The sequence below is a fragment of the Streptomyces sp. R28 genome (assembly GCF_041052385.1).
Classification (GTDB): Bacteria; Actinomycetota; Actinomycetes; order Streptomycetales; family Streptomycetaceae; genus Streptomyces.
Window position 1 is genome coordinate 3,335,115 of record NZ_CP163439.1, and the last position, 23,295, is coordinate 3,358,409.

Below are 23,295 nucleotides of genomic sequence, written 5' to 3' on the forward strand. Positions count from 1 at the left end.
CGCAGTCACACAGAATCCCCCACATCTCCTCTGGCGTCCTTCGGCTCATGAAGTGCCGTCCCCGCCAGAACGTTCCAGGCCTTCAAGACATCAAGGATGATGATCATGCGCACTCGCCGAGCCGCACTCGCCGCCATAGCCGGAGCCGCCTCCCTCGCCCTCACCCTGTCCGCCTGTGGCCAGAGCGGTGAGGGCGGCAGCAAGCCGGAGGCCGGTGACGCCAAGGGCGGGACCATCGGCATCGCGATGCCGACCAAGTCCTCCGAGCGATGGATCGCCGACGGCAAGAACGTCGTCGCGGACCTGGAGTCCAAGGGCTACAAGACCACCCTGGTCTACGGCGAGGACGACCCGGACCAGCAGGTCTCGCAGATCGAGAACCTCATCACGCAGGGCGTGAAGGCGCTGATCGTCGCCGCCATCGACAACAAGTCGATGAACAACGTGCTGCAGCAGGCCGCCGACGCCAACATCCCGGTGATCTCCTACGACCGCCTCATCCTCGGCACCAAGAACGTCGACTACTACGCGTCGTTCGACAACGAGAAGGTCGGCGAGCTCCAGGCCGGCTACATCGTCGAGAAGCTCGGCCTGAAGGACGGCTCCAAGAAGGGCCCCTTCAACATCGAGCTGTTCGCCGGTTCCAACGACGACAACAACACCCGCTACTTCTTCGGCGGGGCGATGAAGGTCCTGCAGCCCTACATCGACAAGAAGCAGCTCGTCGTCCGCTCCGGCCAGACCAAGCTGACCCAGGTCACCACCCTGCGCTGGGACGGCGGCACCGCCCAGAAGCGCATGGACGACATCCTGACCTCGGCGTACAAGAGCGAGCACGTCGACGCGGTCCTCTCGCCGTACGACGGCATCTCCATCGGCATCCTGTCGGCGCTGAAGTCCGACGACTACGGCTCCAAGAACAAGCCGCTGCCGATCGTCACCGGCCAGGACGCCGAGGTCGCCTCGGTGAAGTCGATCATCGCCGACCAGCAGTCGATGACCGTGTACAAGGACACCCGTGAGCTCGCCAAGGTGGCCTCGAACATGGTCGACGCGGCACTCAACGGCAAGAAGCCCGAGGTCAACGACACCAAGACCTACGACAACGGCTCCAAGGTCGTCCCCGCCTACCTGCTCACGCCGGTCAGTGTCGACAAGACCAACTACCAGAAGGAGGTCGTCGACTCCGGCTACATCAAGGAAAGCGACCTCAAGTAACCACCCGCCCACTCTGATTGGAAGGCACGACCATGGCGGGACCCGTCCTGGAAATGCGCTCGATCGTCAAGACCTTTCCCGGCGTCAAAGCGCTGTCGGACGTCACACTGACCGTCCAACAGGGCGAGGTCCACGCCATCTGCGGGGAGAACGGCGCCGGTAAGTCGACCCTGATGAAGGTCCTCTCCGGCGTCCACCCGCACGGCACCTACGAAGGGGACATCCTCTTCGAGGGCGAGGTCTGCGAGTTCAAGGACATCCGGGCGAGCGAGCAGCGCGGCATCGTCATCATCCACCAGGAGCTGGCGCTGTCGCCGTTCCTCTCCCTCGCGGAGAACATCTTCCTCGGCAACGAGCATGCCAAGGGCGGGTTCATCGACTGGCGGGAGACCCTGCGGCACGCCACCGAGCTGCTGCGCCGGGTGGGGCTCAATGACCACCCCGACACCCGCGTCGCCGACATCGGCGTGGGCAAGCAGCAGCTCGTGGAGATCGCGAAGGCGCTGTCGAAGAAGGTGAAGCTGCTCATCCTGGATGACCCGACCGCGGCCCTGAACGACGAGGACAGCGACAAACTCCTGGATCTGATCCTGGAGTTGAAGAAGCAGGGCATCACCTCGATCATCATCTCCCACAAGCTCAACGAGATCCGCAAGGTCGCCGACTCGGTGACGATCCTCCGCGACGGCCAGACCATCGAGACGCTCGATGTGAAGGCGCCGGAGACCACCGAGGACCGGATCATCAGCGGGATGGTCGGCCGGGACCTGGAGAACCGCTTCCCCGACCGCACCCCGCACGAGCCGGAGAAGGGCGCGGCCCCCGCGCTGGAGATCCGCAACTGGACCGTGCACCACCCGATCGACCAGCAGCGCAAGGTCGTCGACGATGTGTCGATCCAGGTGCGGCGCGGGGAGATCGTCGGCATCGCGGGCCTCATGGGCGCCGGCCGCACCGAACTCGCGATGAGCGTCTTCGGGCGGACGTACGGCCGGTACGCGGACGGCACGGTCCTCAAGGACGGCACGGAGATCCGTACGAAGTCCGTCCCCGAGGCGGTCAAGCACGGCATCGCGTACGTCACCGAGGACCGCAAGCACTACGGCCTCAACCTCATCGACACCATCAACCGCAACATCTCGCTCAGCGCGCTGGGCAAGGTCGCCAAGCGGGGCGTGGTCGACGAGCACGGGGAACGGCAGGTCGCCGAGGGCTTCCGCAAGTCCATGAACATCAAGGCGCCGACCGTCTTCGAGCCGGTGGGCAAGCTGTCCGGCGGCAACCAGCAGAAGGTCGTCCTCAGCAAGTGGATCTTCGCGGGTCCCGATGTGCTGATCCTGGACGAGCCGACGCGTGGCATCGACGTCGGTGCCAAGTACGAGATCTACACGGTCATCGACCAGCTGGCCGCCCAGGGCAAGGCGGTCGTCTTCATCTCCTCCGAGCTGCCGGAACTGCTCGGCATGTGTGACCGCATCTACACGATGGCCGCGGGGCGGCTGACCGGCGAGTTCTCGCGGGCCGAGGCCTCGCAGGAATCGCTGATGCGTCAGATGACAAAGGACAAAGAGGTATCCCGATGAGCACGGATGTGACCGCCAAGACCCCGGCCCCCGCGCCGCCGGGCAAGAGCGGAGGGGCCGCGGGCGGCGGTCTGCTCCAGCTGGTGATGGACGGTATGCGCCGCAACATGCGGCAGTACGGCATGCTGTTCGCCCTCGGCCTGATCGTGGTGCTGTTCGCCGTATGGACCGACGGCGACCTGCTGCTGCCGCGCAACGTCTCCAACCTGGTGCTGCAGAACAGCTACATCCTGATCCTCGCGATCGGCATGATGCTGGTCATCATCGCGGGCCACATCGACCTGTCGGTGGGATCGCTGACAGCGTTCATCGGCTCGATGGCCGCCGTCTTCATGGTCAAGAACGATCTGCCATGGCCGGTCGCCGTCATCCTCTGCCTCGCCATGGGTGCCCTCGCCGGCGCGGCACAAGGGTTCTTCATCGCGTACGCCGGCATACCATCCTTCATCGTGACCCTCGCGGGCATGCTGATCTTCCGCGGTCTGACGGAGATCTTCCTGGAGGGCCAGACCCTCGGCCCGTTCCCCGAGGGGCTGCAGAAGGTCGCCAACGGCTTCCTGCCCGAGGTCGGCCCGAACACCAACTACCACAACCTCACTCTTCTGCTCGGCTTCGCGATGATCGCGTTCGTGGTCTTCCAGGAGTTCCGTGACCGCCGCCGACAGCAGGAGTTCGACCTCGACGTCCCGCCGTTCAACCTGTTCCTGCTGAAGCTGGTCGCACTCGGCGCCGCCATCCTCACGCTGACGATGCTGCTGGCCAGCTACAAGGGCGCCCCGATCGTGCTGCTCGTCCTGGGCGTGCTGCTCGTCGGCTTCGGCTACGTCATGCGCAACGCGATCATCGGCCGCCACATCTACGCGATCGGCGGCAACCTGCCCGCGGCCAAGCTGTCGGGTGTGAAGGACAAGAAGGTCACCTTCCTGGTCTTCCTGAACATGGGCATGCTCGCGGCCCTGGCGGGTCTGGTCTTCGCCGCCCGCTTCAACGCGGCCTCGCCCAAGGCCGGCCTCAACTTCGAGCTGGAGGCGATCGCGGCCTCGTTCATCGGCGGCGCGTCGATGAGCGGCGGTGTCGGCACCGTCCTCGGCGCGATCATCGGTGGTCTCGTCCTGGGCGTGCTGAACAACGGCATGAACCTCGTCGGCATCGGCACCGACTGGCAGCAGGTCATCAAGGGCCTGGTGCTGCTGGCGGCGGTCGGGTTCGACGTGTGGAACAAGCGCAAGGTCGGTTCGTAAGTGCAGCAGGAGGGCCCCGCCGGAAGGCGGGGCCCTGTTCTTTTCAGCGACGGAGGCAATACGCCGGTGAAGTCCCTCTTCGGCAAGCTCGCCGACGGCACGGAGGTCTACAGCTGGTCGCTGGCCAACGGCGGCACGCGGATGAAGGTCCTCTCCTACGGCGGCATCGTGCAGTCCCTGGAGATCCCGGACCGCGGCGGTCGGCTCGCCAACGTCTGCCTGGGCTTCGACAACATCGAGGACTACGTCGCCGAGAGCCCGTACTTCGGGGCCCTGATCGGCCGGTACGGCAACCGCATCGACAAGGGGCGGTTCACGCTCGACGGCAAGGCCTACCAGGTCGACGTCAACGACGGCGTGAACAGCCTGCACGGCGGCGCCAAGGGCTTCGACAAGCAGGTGTGGGACGTCGAGCCGTTCACCAAGGGCTCCGACGTCGGTCTGCACCTGTACCGCACCTCCGTCGACGGCGAGATGGGCTACCCGGGCACGCTCAAGGTGAAGGTGACGTACACCCTCACCCAGCACGGCGACTGGCGCATCGACTACGAGGCCACCACCGACAAGGCCACCGTCGTCAACCTCACCAGCCACGTCTACTGGAACCTCGCCGGCGAGGGCAGCGGCACGATCGAGAACCACGAGCTGAAGATCGCCGCGTCCCGCTACACCCCCGTCGACCCGGGCCTCATCCCCACCGGTGAGCCGGCCCCCGTCGCGGGCACCCCCTTCGACTTCCGCCACGCCAGGCGAATAGGCGAGGCCACCCGCGAGGCCCACCAGCAGCTGCTGTACGGCAAGGGCATCGACCACAACTGGGTGCTCGACAAGGGCATCTCACCGAAGCCCGAGTGGATCGCCACGCTGAAGGAGCCGTCCTCCGGCCGCACCCTGCGGATGGCGACCACCGAGCCCGGCCTGCAGTTCTACTCGGGCAACTTCCTCGACGGCACCCTCGTCGGCCCGAGCGGGCGCACCTACCGGCAGGGCGACGCGCTGTGCCTGGAGACGCAGCACTTCCCGGACTCGCCGAACCAGCCGTCGTTCCCCTCGACGGTGCTGCGGCCGGGACAGACGTACCGGTCGACGACGATCCACTCGTTCAGCCACTGACGTCTCTTCCGAGGTCTCTTCCGAGGTCTCTTCTGACGGACCTTCACAGGTGGCACACAAGTTCTTACCGACTTCTCAGTGGTTGAACAGCGCCACCGCAGCCTCCGTATGTAAGGACGGCCCGTGCTCCCCCGCGCGGGCCACCCAAGACGACGGGCCCGGTCGTCCCCGCCGGGCCCGCCCTCATACGGAGGTTCCATGGCCGACAACGTCACCTCGCTGTTCCGCAGCACCGCGGCACACAGCCCGTCGATGGCGGCGCTGACGCGGGAGGGCGGCGACGGGGCCGGTCCGGTCGACTTCTGCATCCCCTGCAACCCGTACTTCCCGACGCCGGAGATGTTCCAGGACATGGGGGCCAGGCTGCGGGACATCATCACCTACTACCCGAGCAGCGCCGACACCATCACGGCCGAGCTGTGCAGCCTGCTCCAACTCCCGCCGCAGTGCGTGGCGATGGGCAACGGCTCCACGGAGCTGATCACCTGGATCGACCACCTGATGGTCCGTGAGTCCCTCGCCATCCCCGTCCCCACGTTCGGCCGCTGGACCGACCAGCCGATGGAGACCGGCAAGCGGGTCGACATGTTCCCGCTGCAGGAGTCCAGCGGCTTCGCCCTGGACCTCGCGCAGTACGCCGAGTTCATCCGGGCCAGGGGCACACGGGTGGCGGTGATCTGCAACCCGAACAACCCCGACGGCGGCTACCTCCACAAGCACGCGCTCGTGCAGTTCATGGACGCGATGGCCGACCTGGACCTGGTCATCATCGACGAGTCCTTCCTGGAGTTCGCGGACGCCGAGCAGGATCCGTCGGTGGTCCAGGAGGCGATGCTGCGCCCGAACGTCATCGTGTTGCGCAGCCTCGGCAAGAACTTCGGCCTGCACGGCATCCGGTTCGGCTACCTGGTCGCCAACCCGGCCCTGGCCGGCATGGTCCGCACGATGCTGCCGAAGTGGAACCTCAACGCCTTCGCCGAGCACGTGGTGTTCATGCTGAAGAACCACGGCGCCGAGTACGCGCAGAGCCTCCATCAGGTGCGCCGGGACCGCCTCGACATGGCCAGCCAGCTCTCCGCGCTCCCCGGTCTGACGGTCTACCCGTCCCAGGGCAACTTCCTCTTCGTGCGCCTCCCCGTCGGCGCGGAAGGCACCGTGGTCCGGGACCGGATGCTCACCGAGCACCGGATCCTGGTCCGCGAGTGCGGCAACAAGATCGGTTCGTCCAGCCGCTTCCTGAGACTCGTGGTGCGCCCCCAGGTGGACGTGCGTCGCCTGGTGTCCGGCCTGGAGCAGGTGCTCTACGGGACCAGGAGGGGAGCCGCCGTACCCGAGCTGGGTACAGGGACCAACTACAGCTCGGGTACGGCGGCCGTGGACCGGCTGGTCAGCTCCACCAACGGCGCGGGGATGCAGGGGCTTGCCGCGCAGGCCATGGGCATGGGGGCGGGGATGCCTGCGGCGGCTCAGCCGCAGGCGGCGCCGCCGGGGACCGGCATGCCCATGCCGGCGCCGGCTCCTGTGGCCCCGATGCCCGCCCCGGCCCCCGTGGCCCCGATGCCCGCCCCGGCCCCCGTGGCCCCGATGCCGGCCCCGGCTCCCCTTGCGCCTGCGCCGATGCCGGCCCCCGCTCCCCCTGCGCCTGCGCCGATGCCGTTCCCGTCACCTGTGGCGCCGGCGGCTGCGGCTGCGGCTGCCATGCCTGGGCCTACGCCGCCGGGGGTGCCGGCGCGTGGGGGGCTTACCGCCGCGCAGGTTCGGGGTACGACTGGGCCGGGGTTGACTCCGGCACCGGCGACCGGGTGGCCGAACAGTCAGAGTTGGCCGAATGCGGCGGGGATGGGGCAGGTCGGGTAGCGCCTTCTCGCTACGCCGGGTTCAAGCGCCACTGCTGGCAGGTGTTGCCCAGCCAGCTCCACTGGCGTACGTCCGCCCCGTCCGCCGTTCCGCAGTTCGTCACGTCGGCGACCTTTCCGGTGGCCTGGTTGGCGATCTGGACGTAGCCGCTGTCCGTGGCGATGAAGCGGAAGCGCTGGCAGGTGTTGTTCAGCCAGGACCACTGGCGCAGGTCGGCGCCGTCGGCGGACGAGCAGTTCTCCGTGTCGAGAACCTTGCCGCTGGCGACGTTGACCAGGCGGTGGGTGTCATCCCCCAGGTCCTCCAGACGCCATTTCTGGTTGTTGCCGCCGCCGCACGTCCACTGCTGGACGTTGGCCCCGTCGGCGGTCGAACTCCCGGCCACATCAAGGCACTTGCCGCTGTTGCGGTTGACGATCGTGTACGTCGTGGAGGTGCTGGACGGCTCCCCGGAGGGACCGGTGAGGGAGGCGCCGAGGCGGACGGGGGTGCCGAGGTTCGGGCTGCCGTCGGAGTTCCAGGTGAACTTCTGCGCCCGGGTCGTACGGCCGTTGTCGCAGCCGTCGCTCGCGCTGTCGTTGGCGTGGTAGACGATCCAGTTCTCGGTGCCGTCGGGGGACGTGAAGAAGCCGTTGTGTCCGGGCCCGTACACGCCGTTGGCGTCACTGCGCTGGAAGACCGGCGTGGACTTCTTGGTCCAGGAGGAGGCCGACAGGGGGTCGGATCCGGTCAAGGTCAGCTGCCCGAGCTTGTAGTCGGGCGTCCAGCAGCCGCTGGCCGAGTAGATGAGGAAGGTCTTCCCGCCACGCTGGAGGATCTCCGGTCCCTCGTTGACCGTGCCGTTGCGCTCCCAGTCGTAGGTCGGCGTGGAGATGGTGGAGAAGCCGGTGGCGAGGGTGTACGGGTTCGACATCCGGGCCGCGACCAGGTTCTGTGTGCCACCGCTGGCGCTGCCGAAGAGGTAGAGCCGGCCGTTGATGGTGGCCACGTTCGGGTCGAGCATCCAGGCCGAGTTGAGCTGGTTCTTGTAGGTGTACGGACCCATGGGGTCGGACCCGGCACTCTCCAGCACGTGCGTGCGCTGCGTCGGGTTGTAGTCGGAGACGTTCTGGCCGGCGACGTAGTACAGGTACCAGCGGCCGTTGATGAAGTGGATCTCGGGCGCCCAGATGTTGCAGCAGCGGCTGGCCGCGTCACCCTTCCACACCTGCACGCTGGGCGCGGTGGCGAGGCCGGCGAGGGTGGTGGACTTGCGCATGGTGATGACGTCGGTCCAACTCGTCGTCACCATGTAGTAGTTGCCGTTGTAGTACGAGATCCAGGGGTCGGCGCCCTTCTGGGTCTTGACCGGGTTCGCGAAGGAGGCCGCGCTCGCGGACGGCTGCCCGATCGAGAAGGCCAGCAGCAGCGCCGCCAACAGGGTCAGTAGGCGACGGGCCATCCGGTGCCCCAGTTCAGAAGGTTGATGCCCAGCTTGGGCGTGCCGTTGTCGTTGCCGTCGTAGTAGTGGTAGACGATCAGGTCGCCGTCGGAGTCGTTCATGATCGACTGTCCGCCGGGGCCGATGACGCTGCCGTGCGACTCCAGGACCGCGGTGCCGCCGTTGTTCATCATCGAGACGCCGTTCTTGTCGACGTACGGCCCGGTGACGCTGGTGGCGCGGCCGACCTTGACCTTGTAGGTGGAGCTGGTGCCGGCGCAGCAGGTGTCGTAGGAGGCGAAGAGGTAGTAGTAGCTGCCCCGCTTGACGATGTAGGGCGCTTCGACCGCCTTGGTCCCGGTCGGGCGGGAGGCGAGCGAGTACCGGGTGGTGTTGGAGGAGAGCTGCTTCCCGGTGGACGGGTTGACCTGGATCATCTTGATGCCGGTCCACCAACTGCCGAAGGACAGCCACCACTTGCCGTCGCCGTCGACGAAGAGGTTGGGGTCGATGGCGTTGTAGTCGCTGGAGGAGCTGGACGTGTAGACGGCGCCCTGGTCCGTCCAACTGCCCGGCCGGCCGGTGCTGGAGGTGGCGAGGCCGATGGCGGACGTGTTCGAGCCGAACTTCGAGACGGAGTAGTACATCAGGTACTTGCCGCCTTGGTACGAGATGTCCGGCGCCCAGGCCTCCGGCACGGAGGAGTAGGTCGACCACCAGCCGGGACGGCTGCCGAAGGCGTCGGCGCCCGCGCTGAAGGCGGTGCGGTCGGACGAGGTCTTGCCGGCGATGCCGCCGCCGGTGGCGTACAGCAGGTACTGGCCGGACGAGGTGCGGATCATCGTCGGGTCGTGCGTGACGACGGAGCCGGTGACCCGGCCGGGGTTGGGATAGGCCGACGCCGTGGAGGGGATCAGGGCGAGGAGGGCGGCCGTGGGGAGGGCGAGGAGGGCGGTTCGTTTGCGGAGTGTGCGGCTCGTGCGGCTCGTGCGGCTCATGCGGGTCCTCCTTGCGGGTGGGGGTACATACTGCTCGACATTTCGAACAATGCTCGCAAGTTCGAACGGACCGTAGAATCGAACCTCTTGCGCGTCAATGGTTCGCGCACGGACCAGGCTTCACTCAGGTGTGGGTTCCGGGGAACGTGGGCCGTTCACCGGTCGGACGACGCCCCCCTGAGGTAGATGTGGACGCATGATGCCGCTGGAGGAAGCCCGGGACGAGTTGAAGCACCTGCTGGCCCGTTGTGAGCAGTGGCTGCGCACGGTTGACGAGGTGTCGGAACTGCTTCCCGACGCCCTCGACCTGCAGAGGGACGTCGAACGCATGGAGGCCCTGCGCACCCGGGCCCTGTCGACCATGCTCAAGGTGGCGCTGCTGGGACGGCAGTCCTCCGGCAAGAGCTTCCTGATCAGCGGCCTCCAAGGCGGCCTGGAATACCTCCCGTTCATCGACGAGGACGGCGAGCCGTCGGACGAGTACCGCGGCATCCTCCCGTCGTCGGCGAGCCCGACCACCGCCTGCCCCTCGACGGTCATCCCGGTGGGAGACGATCCCTCGGTCGACGCCGGCGGCCGGGGGCTGCTGCGGGTCAAGTTCAAGGGGAAGCCCGACTGGGTGGAGATCGGCACAGATCTGCACCGCGCCGAAGTCGCCGCCTACGCGGCGGACGACGGCAACAAGACCGACCGCCGCTCGGAGCACGTCAACGAGCATGTCGAGCGGATCGAGTTGCTCATCTCGAAGGCCCGCCTGCCGATCAAGCTCTTCGACCTGCCCGGCTCGGAGTCCGAGGACGAGGAGCGCGACGAGATCATGTACGAGGCCTGGAAGGAGGCCGACTGCTTCGTCTACGTCAGCCAGGCCACCGAGGCCCTCACCGCCAACGAACTGCGCCTGATCCGGGATCTGTACGCCCACGCCGTACCGGCCAAGAAGCGGGTTCTGTGGGTCCTCTCCGGGATAGACCGGGCCGCGCAGCGCGAGCACGGCCAGGCGGCCTGGAAGGGCGTGCTGGCCAAGAACGACCAGTATCTGCAGGAGCGTTACCCCAGGTCCGAGGGCTTCATCGGGAGGGGCTTCCTGCCCGTCTCGGCGGCTTTGGAGGCCAAGGCCGAGCACGAGGAGGCCAACGGCAGGGACGGAAGCACGCTCAGACGGCGCAGCCGCATGGGCGATCTGCGCGAACGCCTCCAGGAGCTGCTCGAGTCCGGTGCCGGGCACAAGCATCTGAAGCTGATCGGGGACGAGGCGGGCTGGGTCGTCCGGGACCGGCGGCGCACCCTCGCCGACCTGCTCGACGCCCACCGTATGACCGTGGACAAGCTGGAGGTGGAGCGCGATCTCCTGCGCGCACAACTGGAGGGCATGGACGCCTCCCTCGCGCGGATGCGGGCGGAGCTGAACGACGAACTCGACCGCAGGATCCGCAAGGCCCAACGGCCGTTCGGCGGCCTGTCGGACGAACTGCACCGAGGCCTGGACGCGTTGATCGACGCCGGCAACCTGAGCGCCGAGCACGTCAACGAGGTCGGCGTCCGTCATGTCCAGATCTTCAACGAGTGGATGACGGCGCCCCAAGGACCCGGCACGCTCTGGGAGCACGAACGCGCGGCACTCGACGAAAGTGCCCGGCTGTTCCTGGGGTCGGAGTTCGGTGAGGAGACCGGGTCCCAGCTGGTCGGACCCGAGCCGCTCGACCTCGACGCCATCTCGCTGCAGTCGGACGGGGACAACCCCTGGCGGGCGTACGGCATGTTCCAGGCGGCAGCGAACACCCTCGGCGTCGCCAGCCCTCTCGCCGGCGGTGCGGTCTGGCTGACGACCAGCCTGAGTCTCGCCACGATCGCCGTCCCGGTGGGAGCGGCCATCCTCGCCGCCATCGGCATCGCCAGGATCACGGACGTCCTCAAGGAGCGGGAGTCCAAGATCCAGCAGGCCCGTCAGGAGCGCAAGGAGATGATCGACGAACAGACGAAGGAGGCCCGCGCCGGCTTCGAGGAGATGGTGCGCAACGACGGCCGGCGCGTGATCGACGCGGCCGAGGAGTACCACCACCGGCACAGGTCCCGCCTGCGCGCGACGCTGGAGGAGATCGTGCAGCGCATCAACGCGGACGACACCGCACGAAGTCGCGAGATCGTCGCCCGTCTGACGCCGGTCGAGGAACGCGGCCAGGCCATCGCCACCGACATCCAGGACCTGCTCGACCGCAACAGAACGGACTGACGCTCACGGCCCGGACGGTCTGGGCGATACCAGGATGCGTGTGCGGGCTCTCTCCGCCGAAGCCACCTGCCCCCGCACCATCCACGTACGCGATTCCAAGGCCCCAAAAGAGCGTCAGCCGGGGCTTTCCGCGGAAGTCTGGGCGGCGTTCGTCTCTTATTGCAGGAAAGGTTGGGCATTCGGGCCCCGGAATCAAATGATCCAGGGCCCGTTGCACATGTTTCGTCAGTGAGCGGCAGCGTGCGCGTGCAGGCCCAGCGCGACGCCCTCGGGCGAGACCGCCGCGAAGACATCGGCGCAGGCGACGGCGGACACGGACTCGGAGAGACCGGCGATGCCACCGGAGAGGGTGCCCGCGAGACCGGCGGAGGCGCCGCCCGCCTGGCCACCGGAGATGTCGTCCAGGACGGAGTCGGCGATCTCAGCCGTTTCAACCTGAGAGGTGAAGCTCATAACCAGCGGTTCCCTTCGAGTGAACATAACGCAAACCACGGCGGTGGCCACCCGATTCACGGGCCGGGAAAATCCATTCCCGACGCCTCCAGCCGTGCGCAGGATCAAAGCACGCCGAAGGGAAGACGGCCAGCCGATCCGTGACGGTGCACCACGCATTCCGGAGAACGGCTTCACCGCTATGACCGTCGGGTCACCGAATACGCCAACTTCTTCACGAGACCTGCCGCCTTACTGCGTACGTGACTGTTGCGACCCGGTTTCCAAGGCGGACACTTCGGCGACAAGGCGGCGCGCGGCGAGAGGGGCGTGCTGGATGGTCGGGCCCGGCATGAACTCCTGGTGCGCTGGTGTGGACGTTTGCCGGAGGTTCGCGCCCACCGCCTGGTACACCGCACCTTGATGGCACCGCAGCCGGTCACCGAAGGCTTCCGCTCCCTCGATGCCGGCCCGCTCAGGCGGTGGGTGCCAGCGCGATCAGGATCGACTGGAAGTCGTAGTTACTGCCGCTCGCGGCCTGCAGGTAGGCGCCGCCGTACTGCGTGACCGCCGTCGGCGACTTCGGCTTGCCGTCGTACAGCGACATGTCCGAACCGTTCGTGGTGCTCGGGTCCTTGCTGTGCGAAGGCATCGAGGTCGCACTCGGCGTGCTGACGTCCTCGCCGGTCGCCGCGTCCATCAGCACCGGCTGGACCTCGGACTGGGCGTAGACGATGCCGTGGAACGCCGCGGTGACCGTCGGGACGAGCCGGCTCGCCGACTTGTCGGTGTACCCCCAGGCCTTCTTGCCGGTGGTGTCGTCGAAGCCGATGATCTCCTTGCCGCCGGACGCGCCGGCCGTGCAGACCACGGCCTTGGCCTGATCACCCCAGCAGGTGACGGCGCTCACTTGCTCGTCCGCAACCTGCACCTTGGTCCGTACGACGGCGCCACTGGCGTAGTCGACCGAGTAGAGGACGTTGTTGTACTTGTCGTCGCCCTCGTACGAGTTGGAGGCGAGGTAGGCGTGCTTGGTACCGCTGCCCGCCGGGTTCACGTAGTCCTGCTTGGTCGGGGTCTGCTTGGTGATCTTGCCGGTCGTTCCATCGGCGATCACGATCGTGCCGTCGGCCGCACCCTCCTGGTTGCCGCCCTTCGCGCCGGCGACGACACCGTTCAGCACGCCCGCGGGGGTGACGAACGGGATGACGGTCGACTTCTGGGTCTTCGGGTCGGCATAGACGGTGAACACGTCGCCGCCCTTCTTGGCGGCCTCCTCGCCGTCGGCTCCGACACCGACGACGATCTGCCCGGTGGCGGCGTCGTACGCCTGGCTCACCACGTTGTCGCCGCCTTGGCCGGCGCCGAGGGCCTGGGTGAGGTCCGCGGTGACCTCGGCGACCTTCTTGCCGTCGGTCGCGTCGAGCCACTGGAACACCACCTGGCCCTTGGCCTTCTGGGTGCCGTTGCCCTTGTCGTTCTGCACGTAGGCGACCGCCACGACGTCCTTGCCGTCCAACCGGACACCCATCGGTGCGGCCGCGTCCACCGTCTCGGTGGTGGTCGCCGCAACGGACGGGACGGTCCACGGCTCGCCCTGCGCGGCGATGTTGCGGCCGGTGACACCGGTGAGTCCCGTGACCAAGGACGTCTGGCCCACCATGCCGGCCTGGAGCGTGTACTGGCTGTCCTTCTCCGTGCGCTCGACCCCGAACGCCGACATCGTGACGAACGCCTTGGGCGGGTCGAAGGAGGCGACCGCCGGCGCCGACGCCGTGGCGCTGCCGCTGCTCTCGGATGTCGAGTCGGACTTGTCGTCGCTGGTGCCGCTGCAACCTGCTAGCAGAACGACGGCAGTGGCGACGCTGACAACGGAGATCGGACGCTGCATCGTTGGTTACTCCCCCAGATGACCGACAGTGATCGACTGGAACGCTAGCAGTCGCACTCCTCCGGCTCAGGCGGTCGTCCACAGCCACCCGAAGGCTTCACAATCGGGCGACCGGCAGGGGCATGACCGGCAACGAACTTGACGCATCGCCACTTTGCCCAACTGACAGCCCATCAACAGCCTTCCTCCCTACGGTGCCGTGTCCATGACAGACACTTCGAAGGCAACCCCCACCGCGATCGGACGCCGCACCGTACTGATCGCCACCGGCGCCACGGCCGCCTCCCTGGCCGTCACCGCCGCCGCACCCGAAGCCCCCACAGTCGAGGCGGCCGACACGGCCCCCGTCGCCGCCGCGGCCGTCTGCACGCTCACGAAGGAGATGACCGAAGGCCCCTACTACCTCGACGGACAGTACGTCCGCTCCGACATCACCGAGGGCAAGACCGGCTTCCCCCTCAAGCTGGCCCTCACCGTCGTCGACGACGACACCTGCGCGGTGATCCCCAACGCCCTCGTGGAGATCTGGCACGCGGACGCCCTCGGCGAGTACTCCGGCTTCGTCGGCAACAACGGCCACAACGAACCCGACAGCGGCACCTTCCTGCGCGGCGGTGTCCTCACCAACTCCAACGGCGTCGCCAACATCACCACGGTCTACCCGGGTTGGTACCGCGGCCGCTGTGTGCACATCCACATCAAGGTGCACACGAACGTCACCCTGACCTCCGACGGCTCCTTCACCGGCGGTCAGGAACTCCACACCGGCCAGCTGTTCTTCGCCGAGACGATCACCGCGAGAGTCGGCGCGCTGTCGCCGTACTCCGCCAACACCGTCACCCGCACCACCCTCGCCCAGGACTCCATCTACGACGACGGAGGCGCCGCGTCCGGGCTCCTGACCCTGACCGCGCTGGGCAGCACACCCGCCGCCGGCTACGCGGGGACACTCACCCTGGGAGTGGAGAGCTGATCCGAGCGAACGAGCGTCAGGCCGTGCCCGGCTTCTCACACCGGGCACGGCCTGACGTCCACGCAGTGCCGCTCGTACGGGCCTACTTACCCGGACACTCCTTCCACGCCAGGTGGTACACCGTGCTGATGTCCCCGTCCGTCGAGTCCATCGTCATGAAGCTGACCTTGTCCGGCGAGGACGTGCCGGCGTTGACCCTCAGCTCGGTGTTGATGTTGAAGTTGCGCTGAACTCCACAGGGCGCCCAGACCAGTTGGGCCCAGTCGGTGCTGTCGGTGGCCTGCCAGCTGTCGTTCAGGGGGCCGCGGTAGGAGTGGTTGCGGAACTGCGTGTTCGGGGAGCCCTGGAAGTAGTACGAGGCTCTCTGGACGGCGCTCGCACCGGACTGGAGGGCGGCGAAGCCGCGGTAGTCGGCGCTGGCGATGGCGTAGGTGAAGCCCTGCGGGACGTGCACGACCAGGTTGAGCTGGCAGTTCTTGCGGAACGCCGTGGGGTCGGAGTTGCCGCCGACCTGGGCGAGGTAGTCGCTGTACGTCACGGTGAAGGCGGTGTTGTCCTCCGAGACGGCCACGGCGGTGGTGCCCTGCGGGCAACCTGAGCCGTTCACCGTGGCGACCTTGATGACGATCTTGTCCGGCGGCGGGTCTTCGAACGCGGGGGCCGCCTGCGCGGGCAACGCCATGGTGAGCAGGGCGGCGAGCGCGCCTCCGCTCAGCAGGTATCGCAGGAGTCCACGTGCCATGGAGCTCTCCTTGGGGTTGGGGGGTGGCTGCGCCCCCGACCCGTGAAGCCCTGCTGGATCTTTGAAGAAACGGTGAGGTTTCTGTGAAGGCCGGAGGCGTTGGAATCGTAGGGAGCCCCATGAGGTGCGGCCAGGGTGAACTCCAGCCATTTACAGCGGAGTTGAGGGATCCATCCCCAGGTCATTCACAGCCGCACATCAAGCCTCGAGAGCGAGACGTCGGCCACCGCCGCGACGGAGGCCTCCACCTCCGCCACCACCTCCGCGGGCGCACCAGGAGGAGGACAACGGCACCTTCCTGCGCGGCGGACGGATGACCGACGACAGCGGCCGGTGCACCATCACGTCCATCTGGCCGGGGCACTACGTCTCGCGCGCGGCGCACGTCCATATGCGGGTGCACACGGATGTGACGCTCACCGACGACTCGTACACAGGCGGCGAGATCGTTCACACCGGGCAGCTCTTCTTCGACCCGGACATCAACGCGGAGATCCAGGCGACCTCGCCGTATGCGGGAAACACCACGCGCGAGACCCCGCTGGAGGACGGCGGCAGCTACGACGACGGCGGGGCGTCCTCCGGCCTGCTGACCCTGACGGCGCTCGGTGACAGCGTGGCGGACGGCTACAAGGCGACCTTGACAGTAGGCGTCAGCACCGTCTGATACCCGATCGGTCAGGTGCTGACGGGCTGCCGCTCCTCGGCGGGCTCGATCCCGGCCGCCTTCCCCTCCTTCAGGTGGGCGCGGATCGAGTACGCCAGGGCGGCGGCCCACACCGCGTACAGGGCGACGTACACCGCCACGGCCGTCGCCCCGGTCACCGCGAGCCAGTCGCTGCCCAGCAGCGTGCGGACGTTGGTGACGAGGATGACGCCGCCCACCGCCGAGCCCAGCACCCGCGGCGGCAGGACGCGCACCAGCCAGGCGGCGATCGGCGCGGCGACCAGGCCGCCGAGGAGGAAGGCGGCGACCCACACGAAGTCGATGCCCTGCGAGCCCAGCGAGAGCAGGAAGCCGAGGCTCGCGGCGACCGCGACCAGGAACTCGCTGGTGTCGATCGAGCCGATGACCTTGCGCGGCTCCATCCGCCCGGAGGCGAGCAGGGCGGGGGTCCCGACCGGCCCCCAGCCGCCCCCGCCGGTCGCGTCCAGGAAGCCGGCGACCAGACCGAGCGGGGTGAGGAAGCGGCGCCGCAGAGGCAGGCCGACCCGGTCCTTGGGCAGGCCGCGGAAGGTGAAGCGGGACATGACGTACACGCCGAGGCCCAACAGGATCAGGGACATCAGCGGTGCGGCGATCTCGGTCGACAGCTTCGACAGGACGGTCGCGCCGAGGAACGAACCGGCCGCGCCCGGCACGCCGATCTTCCCCACGACCTTCCAGTCGACGTTCCCGAAGCGCCAGTGCGAGGCGCCGGACATCAGCGTCGTACCGATCTCGGCGAGGTGGACCGTGGCCGAGGCGGCGGCCGGGTTGGTGCCCATGGCCAGCAGCAGGGTGGTCGACGTCACGCCGTAGGCCATGCCGAGGCTGCCGTCCACCAGCTGGGCTCCGAGGCCCGCGAGGGCGAGCAGTATCAGCGTGCGCATGCGGCCGGTCCCGTCTTTCCGAGGTTTCCTACCGGGTTGGTAGGGATGGACGGGACCAGACCCTAGGGCATCGAACTGAGGGCGAGCTGAGAGTGTCCGAGGTGTGGACACAACGTCCGAGGCGTGGACATCGCCCAGTCGGACCTCAGCCCAGCCGGATCACGTTCCAGGACAGCGGTTCCAGTACGGCGCTGAGGCGGCCGTCCTTCAGCGCCGTGCCCTCGACCGGGTGCGGGGCGACCCGCTCGGGGTCGTCGAGGGTGTTGCGGGCATCCGGGTCGGCGTCCGCGAGGGCGCTGTGCTCGACGACCTGGGTCAGGTCGAGCCCGTTCAGGGCGACTTCGAGCGGGAGGGCGTCGGTGCGGCTGCGGTTGACCGCGAAGACGGTGACCGTGCCGTCCTCGGCGCGCACGGCGGTGGCGTGCAGCAGGTCGGCCTCGCCGTACTTCTTGGTCTCGTACGTCGGGGAGTCGACCCGGACGTCGAGGACCTCGCCGCGGCCGTACTGCGAGGCCTGGGCGAACGGGAAGAACGTCGTCTGGCGCCAGGCCGGGCCGCCCGGCTCGGTCATGATCGGGGCGATGACGTTGACGAGCTGGGCGAGACAGGCGACGGTGACGCGGTCGGCGTGCCGCAGCAGCGCGATGAGCAGCGAGCCGAAGACGACGGCGTCCATGACGCTGTAATTGTCCTCCAGGAGGCGGGGGGCCTCCGCCCAGTCCCGCGCGCCGGAGTTCTCGATCTCGTGCCACTCCGAGATGTACCAGACGTTCCACTCGTCGAAGGAGAGATTGATCTTCTTCTTCGACTTCAGCTTCGCGCCGATGTGGTCGGCGGTGGCGACCACGTTCTCGATGAAGGACTCCATGTCGACGGCGGAGGCCAGGAAGGAGTCGAGGTCACCGTCCTCGGGCTGGTAGTAGGCGTGCAGGGAGATGTGGTCGACGAGGTCGTACGTCTCCTCCAGGACCGTCGCCTCCCACGCGGCGAAGGTCGGCATGGACTGGCTGGAGGAGCCGCAGGCGACGAGTTCGACGCCCGGATCGATTTGGCGCATCGCGCGGGCGGTCTCGGCAGCGACCCGGCCGTACTCCTGGGCGGTCTTGTGGCCGGTCTGCCAGGGGCCGTCCATCTCGTTGCCCAGGCACCAGAGCTTGATGCCGAAGGGGTCCTTGTCGCCGTGCGCGGCACGGAGGTCGGACAGGGCGGTGCCGGCGGGGTGGTTGGCGTACTCCTGGAGTTCGAGGGCCTCGGCGACGCCCCGGGTGCCGAGGTTGAGGGCCATCATGGGCTCGGCCTGGGGGCCGACCTTCTTCAGGAAGGCGATGTACTCGGAGAGGCCGAAGCGGTTGGTCTCGGTGGAGCGCCAGGCGAGGTCGAGGCGGCGGGGGCGGTCCTCGGCGGGGCCGACGGAGTCCTCCCACTTGTAGCCCGAGACGAAGTTGCCGCCGGGGTAGCGGATGGCGGTGACGCCGAGTTCCCGGACGAGGTCCAGGACGTCCTGGCGGATGCCGTCCGCGTCGGCGGAGGGGTGACCGGGCTCGAAGATGCCGGTGTAGACGCAGCGTCCGAGGTGTTCCACGAAGGAGCCGAAGAGGCGGGGGTTGACTTCGCCGACCTTGAAGGCGGGGTCGAGGGTGAAGCGGGCGGTGTGCATAGTCGCCTTTCGAAAGGGGTGGTTCTGTATCGCGGGCGGCTGAAGGCTTGTGGGGGCTTGTCGCGCAGTTCCCCGCGCCCCTACAAGACCTTGGGCCAGCCGTTCTTTGTCCAGCCGAGTCTGTTCAGGCCCAGCTTCGGGGTGCCGTTGTCCTCCGCGTCGTAGTAGTGGTACGCCAGCCAGTCCCGGCCCCGTGCAGTGAAGACCGACTCCCCGCCTGTGCCGATGTACCTTCCGTGTCCCTCCAACAGGAGATTGCCGCCGCCCTCCAGCAGCGACTTGCCCGTGCTGTCGGTGTACGGGCCGATGATCGCCGTCGATCTGCCCACCCTGATCTTGTAGGTGGAGTTCACTCCCGCACAACAGGCGTCGTACGACGCGAAGAGGTAGTAGTAGCGGCCGTGCCGCACGATGGACGGGCCCTCGACCGCGTACGGGGCGTCCGGGCGGGTGGCCAGGTGGTGGACGGTCGCGCCCTCGACGGCCTTGCCGGTCCTCGGGTCCAGTTCGACCATGCGGATGCCCGTCCAGTACGAGCCGAACGACATCCACAGCCTGCCGTCCGCGCGGACGATCGCCGGGTCGATGGCGTTCCAGGAGTCGCTGGTCTCGGAGGTGAACACCTTGCCGTGGTCGGTCCAGGTGCCGGGGAGACCGGAGGAGGACGTGGCCACGCCGATCGCGGAGTGGTTGGTGCCCCAGGACGAGACGGCGTAGTAGAGCCAGTACCGGCCCGCGCGGTACGACACGTCCGGTGCCCAGGGATCACCGGTGCCGTTGTACTCGTACCACCAACTCGGCGGCTCGGCGAAGGCGTTGCCCGCGTCGGTCCAGTTCCGCAGGTCCTTCGAGAGCCGGGCGCCGATCACCCCGCCGGTCGAGTACGCCACGTACTGGCCGGACTTCAGCCTGAGGACGGTCGGGTCATGGATGATCTGCTGGCCGGTGATCGGGAGTGGGTCGGGATAACTCCCCGCAGCCTGGGCCGCGTTGGGGAGGGCGGCCAGGAGGACCGCCGCCGCCACGGCCGTCATCGCTCTGCGCGCTCTCACTGTCCCGCCAATCCCGTGTGGGCCACGCCCGCCACGATCTGGCGCTGGAAGAAGACGAAGACGATGATCAGCGGCAGGCCCGCCATCAGTCCGCCGGCCATGAGCTGGGCCCACTGGATGCCGTAGGAGTTCATGACGGTCGCGATGCCGTTCGGCATGGTCATCAGGTCGGGGTTGTTGGTCACCATGTACGGCCAGAGGAAGTTGTTCCACGAGGCGATGAAGGTGAAGATGCCGACCGCCGCCAGGGAGGGGCGGGCCAGCGGGACGACGATCGTGAAGAAGACCCGCCAGCGGCCCGCGCCGTCGATGAAGGCCGCCTCCTCCAGTTCGCGCGGGATGCCCTGGAAGAACTTGTAGAGGATGTAGACCATCGCGGCGGGCGCGCACTGGGGCAGGATCATGCCCCAGTAGGTGTCGACCATCCCCATCTGCTGGACGGTGGTGAAGAGGGGGACGCCGAGGACGGCCGGGGAGATCATCAGGCCCGACATGACGATGCCCATGAGCACGCTCTTGCCGCGGAACTCGGTGCGGGCGAAGCCGTATCCGGCGAGTGCGCCGACCGCCAGCACGACGGCGGTGACGCAGACCGACACCACCAGGGAGTTGACGAACCAGTTGGTGACGTTGCCGGTCTCCCACAGCGACTTCCACGCCTGGGCCGTCCAGACCTTCGGCACCCAGTGCGGCGGGATCTCGGCCGCCTCCGCCTCGGACTTGAGCGAAGTGAGCAGGGCCGCGGCGATCGGCACAACGAAGACGGCGGAGACGGCGACGCCGATCAGCGTGAGGACGATCTGGCTGGGCGTCCAAGGCTTGCGGGTCCGCTTGCGGATCTGTACGGCGGTGGTCATCGGCCGCCCTCCTCACGGTTGCGCAGCAGCCACATCCGCGCCAGGGCGACGACTGCGATGATCACGAAGAAGATGATGGACATCGCGGAGGCGTAGCCCACGCGGTAGCTGGTGAAGCCCTGTTCGAGGGTGTACTGGACGAAGGAGCGGGTGCTCAGCTCCGGTCCCGGCGAGAAGTCCATCATCACGACGGCCTGGTCGAAGAGCTGGAGCGAGGCGAGGATCTGGAGCGCGATCACCAGGCCGGTGATGTTGCGCAGCATCGGAAGCGTGATGTGGACCATGCGGTGCCAGGCGTTGGCCCCGTCGAGCTTCGCGGCCTCGTACAGGTGGTCCGGGATGCCCTGGAGGGCGGCGAGGTAGAGCAGGAAGCTGAAGCCGACCGTCCACCACAGGGTCTCGATGACGATGGCGAGCATCGCGTACGACTTGTCGGTCAGCCAGGGCGTGTCGAGCCCGAAGGCCTCGTTGATCAGGCCGATGCCCTGGGTGAACAGCCACTGGAACATGTTGGCGGCGACCGTCGAGGGCAGCAGGAACGGCACGAAGAAGCACAGCCGCCACAGCCATTTTCCGCGCTCGATGTTGTGGGCGAGCATCGCGAGCAGGAAGGCGAGGACCGTGATGCAGGGGACGACCAGCAGCGTGAAGTAGGCGCTGTGGCCGAGCGCGTCCCACATCGCCGAGTCGTTCAGGGCCTCGCGGTAGTTGTCGAGGCCGACGAAGCTCGCGCCCTCGCCGGAGATGTTGGCGTCCGTGAAGCTGAGGTAGACGCCGCGCAGCAGCGGCCAGATCACGAACAGCACGAAGAGCGCCAGGAACGGGGCGACGAACCAGCCGCCGTGCTGGAAGCCCTGCCCCCGCCGGAGGGTCGCGGTGGCGGTCGCGGTCCTGGCGCGGGCCGGTGCGACGACGGTCTGGGCGCTGGTGGTCATGTGTGCGCTGGTCGTCATGCGACCGCACCTCCCTGCGCGGCGGTCCTGCCGTCCATCGGGTTCTTGGAGGCGAGGAGTCTGGTGAGGTGTTTCTTCATCGTCCGGGCGACCGAGGCCGGTTTGGCGGAGCCCATCGTCGAGGAGACGACGACCGGGCCGAGGTCCTGGGCGAGCACGCCGGTGGAGCCCGCGAACCACACCTTCGGCTCGGTGGCCTGGTGGTCCATGGCGCTCACGTACTCGTTCTGCGGGGTCAGCTTCTTGTACGCGTCCGTGGAGAGCGTCGGCGTGTACGCGGGGATGTGGCCGCCGGCCGCCCACTGCAGGGCGTGCTTGACGACGTAGGCGGCGAGTTCGTGGGCGCCCTCGTTCGTGGCGCCGCCGCGGTCCGACTGGTGCGGCAGGACGAAGGCGTGCGACTCGGCGTGGGTGGCCTGCTTGCCGAAGACGGGCGGCAGCGGGGTCGCGCCGTACTCCAGCTCGGCGCCGGAGAAGACCGGCACGGACCAGTTGCCCTCCCAGGTGAAGGGGGCGCCGTTGATGAACTGTTCGCCGGTGGGGGCGCCGGGGATGACGTACCCGTCGGTGACGTGCCGGCGCAGGAACTCCAGGACCTGGGTGGCCTTGTCGGCGTCGAAGAGGACCTCGGTGTTGTCGTCGTCGAACCACTGGCCGCCGAGCTGGGTGTAGAAGGCGACGAAGAACCACCACTGGAAGTTCTGGTCGTTGGTCCACAGACCGATCGTCTGCAGGCCCTTCTTCTGGGCGGCCTTGGCCTTCTTCAGGACGTCGAACCACTCGTCGGTGGAGGTGACCGGAATCATCCGGCCGTCGTCGCCGAGCAGGCCCGCCTTGCCGAGCACGTCCTTGCGGTAGAAGCAGAGCTGGACGTGGATGTCGAGCGGGAGGGCGTAGAGCTTGCCGTCGATGACGCCGCGCTTCCACAGCGCGGGGTTGTAGTCCTGCTCGCGTACACCGTACTTGGCGAGCAGGTCGACGTCCCAGGGGTCCAGGAGGCGGCCCGGCGAGAAGCCGGTGACCCGGCCCATGTGCATGACGCCGAGCTCGGGTGCGCGGTTTCCGGCCGCCGCCATGGCGAGCTTGGTGTAGAAGGGGTTGCCCCACTGGAGGGTGGAGTCCTTCACGTCGATGTCCGGAGTGGTTTTCCGGAAGGCGTCCAACATCGCGATCATGTTGGCGCCGTCGCCGCCGCTGAAGAGGTTCCAGTAGCGCACCCGTGTGTCTGCGCCGGAGGCGAGTGCGTCTGCGCCGGTGCCGAGCGCGGCGAAGCCGAAGCTGCCGGCCACCGCCAAGCCGCCTGCTGCGGCCAGAAGTTGCCTACGGTTCAGGCCAGGTCGTCCCATTCCCTGCCCTTACTGATCGAGATATCGAATTGTGCACGTAACTTCGAACGGGACCGTAGGGTGAAAGCGCTTTCTAGTCAATGCCTCGTGCACGAACTCCGGCGCTCTGCGGGCAAGGGCTGGGCGACGGCAGGGCGTG

At 67.8% G+C, this 23,295-nt stretch carries 18 protein-coding genes and 1 pseudogene; 8 read left to right on the top strand and 11 right to left on the bottom strand.

The features are described 5' to 3' along the window. Positions 1–99 precede the first annotated feature (99 nt). The 5 genes and pseudogenes from chvE to AB5J49_RS14715 all read left to right on the top strand — a co-directional run bounded on the left by chvE (position 100) and on the right by AB5J49_RS14715 (position 7,012). Positions 100–1,218, top strand: a complete 1,119-nt coding sequence (gene chvE / locus AB5J49_RS14695; protein WP_369169085.1) for a multiple monosaccharide ABC transporter substrate-binding protein — start codon at positions 100–102, stop codon at positions 1,216–1,218. 32 nt (positions 1,219–1,250) lie between these two features. Continuing rightward, complete coding sequence (mmsA, locus tag AB5J49_RS14700) at positions 1,251–2,801, top strand: multiple monosaccharide ABC transporter ATP-binding protein (protein WP_369169086.1); 1,551 nt, start codon at positions 1,251–1,253, stop codon at positions 2,799–2,801. Further along, positions 2,798–4,042, top strand: a complete 1,245-nt coding sequence (gene mmsB, locus AB5J49_RS14705) for a multiple monosaccharide ABC transporter permease (protein ID WP_369169087.1) — start codon at positions 2,798–2,800, stop codon at positions 4,040–4,042. The genes mmsA and mmsB overlap by 4 nt, the downstream gene beginning before the upstream one ends. A gap of 63 nt (positions 4,043–4,105) precedes the next feature. Beyond that, a pseudogene (locus tag AB5J49_RS14710) lies at positions 4,106–5,155 on the top strand (aldose epimerase family protein); the annotation flags it as partial. 198 nt (positions 5,156–5,353) lie between these two features. Beyond that, entirely contained in the window at positions 5,354–7,012 is a 1,659-nt protein-coding gene (locus AB5J49_RS14715; RefSeq protein ID WP_369169088.1) for a histidinol-phosphate transaminase, read from the top strand. Between the two features lie 10 nt (positions 7,013–7,022). Here the strand turns inward: AB5J49_RS14715 and AB5J49_RS14720 are convergent, their stop codons facing one another. Together AB5J49_RS14720 and AB5J49_RS14725 are read right to left on the bottom strand one after the other, a co-directional pair. Beyond that, the gene (locus tag AB5J49_RS14720) at positions 7,023–8,453 is read right to left on the bottom strand and encodes a family 43 glycosylhydrolase (protein ID WP_369169089.1); all 1,431 of its coding nucleotides are present in this window, start codon (positions 8,451–8,453) and stop codon (positions 7,023–7,025) included. Then, positions 8,435–9,430: an arabinan endo-1,5-alpha-L-arabinosidase gene (locus AB5J49_RS14725; protein ID WP_369169090.1), complete on the bottom strand. Its 996-nt coding sequence runs from the start codon at positions 9,428–9,430 to the stop codon at positions 8,435–8,437. Before AB5J49_RS14725 ends, AB5J49_RS14720 begins: the two co-directional genes overlap by 19 nt. Positions 9,431–9,626: 196 nt before the next feature. Here AB5J49_RS14725 and AB5J49_RS14730 point away from each other — a divergent pair, with 196 nt between their 5' ends. Beyond that, positions 9,627–11,660, top strand: a complete 2,034-nt coding sequence (locus tag AB5J49_RS14730; RefSeq protein ID WP_369169091.1) for a dynamin family protein — start codon at positions 9,627–9,629, stop codon at positions 11,658–11,660. 225 nt (positions 11,661–11,885) lie between these two features. On the opposite strand, the gene AB5J49_RS14735 is transcribed toward AB5J49_RS14730, so the two are convergent. Together AB5J49_RS14735 and AB5J49_RS14740 are read right to left on the bottom strand one after the other, a co-directional pair. Next, the gene (locus AB5J49_RS14735) at positions 11,886–12,113 is read right to left on the bottom strand and encodes a hypothetical protein (RefSeq protein ID WP_369169092.1); all 228 of its coding nucleotides are present in this window, start codon (positions 12,111–12,113) and stop codon (positions 11,886–11,888) included. 454 nt (positions 12,114–12,567) lie between these two features. Continuing rightward, the gene (locus AB5J49_RS14740; RefSeq protein WP_369169093.1) at positions 12,568–13,983 is read right to left on the bottom strand and encodes a hypothetical protein; all 1,416 of its coding nucleotides are present in this window, start codon (positions 13,981–13,983) and stop codon (positions 12,568–12,570) included. Between the two features lie 205 nt (positions 13,984–14,188). Here AB5J49_RS14740 and AB5J49_RS14745 point away from each other — a divergent pair, with 205 nt between their 5' ends. Continuing rightward, complete coding sequence (locus tag AB5J49_RS14745) at positions 14,189–14,956, top strand: intradiol ring-cleavage dioxygenase (protein ID WP_369169094.1); 768 nt, start codon at positions 14,189–14,191, stop codon at positions 14,954–14,956. Positions 14,957–15,038: 82 nt separating this feature from the next. Here AB5J49_RS14745 and AB5J49_RS14750 read toward each other — a convergent pair whose 3' ends face one another. After that, a complete protein-coding gene (locus tag AB5J49_RS14750) occupies positions 15,039–15,698 on the bottom strand; it encodes a DUF4360 domain-containing protein (RefSeq protein WP_369169095.1) in 660 nt (219 codons plus the stop codon). 313 nt (positions 15,699–16,011) lie between these two features. On the opposite strand from AB5J49_RS14750, the gene AB5J49_RS14755 reads away from it, so the two are divergent. Then, on the top strand, positions 16,012–16,365 hold the full coding sequence (locus AB5J49_RS14755; RefSeq protein ID WP_369169096.1) for a hypothetical protein: 354 nt from the start codon (positions 16,012–16,014) through the stop codon (positions 16,363–16,365). Between the two features lie 11 nt (positions 16,366–16,376). Here AB5J49_RS14755 and AB5J49_RS14760 read toward each other — a convergent pair whose 3' ends face one another. The 6 genes from AB5J49_RS14760 to AB5J49_RS14785 form a co-directional block, all read right to left on the bottom strand. Continuing rightward, positions 16,377–17,291, bottom strand: coding sequence for a sulfite exporter TauE/SafE family protein (locus AB5J49_RS14760; protein WP_369169097.1), 915 nt, complete (start codon positions 17,289–17,291; stop codon positions 16,377–16,379). Positions 17,292–17,436: 145 nt separating this feature from the next. Continuing rightward, on the bottom strand, positions 17,437–18,948 hold the full coding sequence (locus AB5J49_RS14765; RefSeq protein WP_369169098.1) for an alpha-N-arabinofuranosidase: 1,512 nt from the start codon (positions 18,946–18,948) through the stop codon (positions 17,437–17,439). 80 nt (positions 18,949–19,028) lie between these two features. Continuing rightward, positions 19,029–19,982 carry an arabinan endo-1,5-alpha-L-arabinosidase gene (locus AB5J49_RS14770; protein WP_369175133.1) on the bottom strand — a complete coding sequence of 318 codons (954 nt, stop codon included), beginning with the start codon at positions 19,980–19,982 and terminating at the stop codon, positions 19,029–19,031. Between the two features lie 14 nt (positions 19,983–19,996). Next, complete coding sequence (locus AB5J49_RS14775) at positions 19,997–20,857, bottom strand: carbohydrate ABC transporter permease (protein WP_369169099.1); 861 nt, start codon at positions 20,855–20,857, stop codon at positions 19,997–19,999. Then, on the bottom strand, positions 20,854–21,792 hold the full coding sequence (locus tag AB5J49_RS14780) for a carbohydrate ABC transporter permease (protein ID WP_369175134.1): 939 nt from the start codon (positions 21,790–21,792) through the stop codon (positions 20,854–20,856). Before AB5J49_RS14780 ends, AB5J49_RS14775 begins: the two co-directional genes overlap by 4 nt. A gap of 14 nt (positions 21,793–21,806) precedes the next feature. Beyond that, positions 21,807–23,156: an extracellular solute-binding protein gene (locus AB5J49_RS14785; protein ID WP_369169100.1), complete on the bottom strand. Its 1,350-nt coding sequence runs from the start codon at positions 23,154–23,156 to the stop codon at positions 21,807–21,809. Positions 23,157–23,295: the final 139 nt, after the last annotated feature.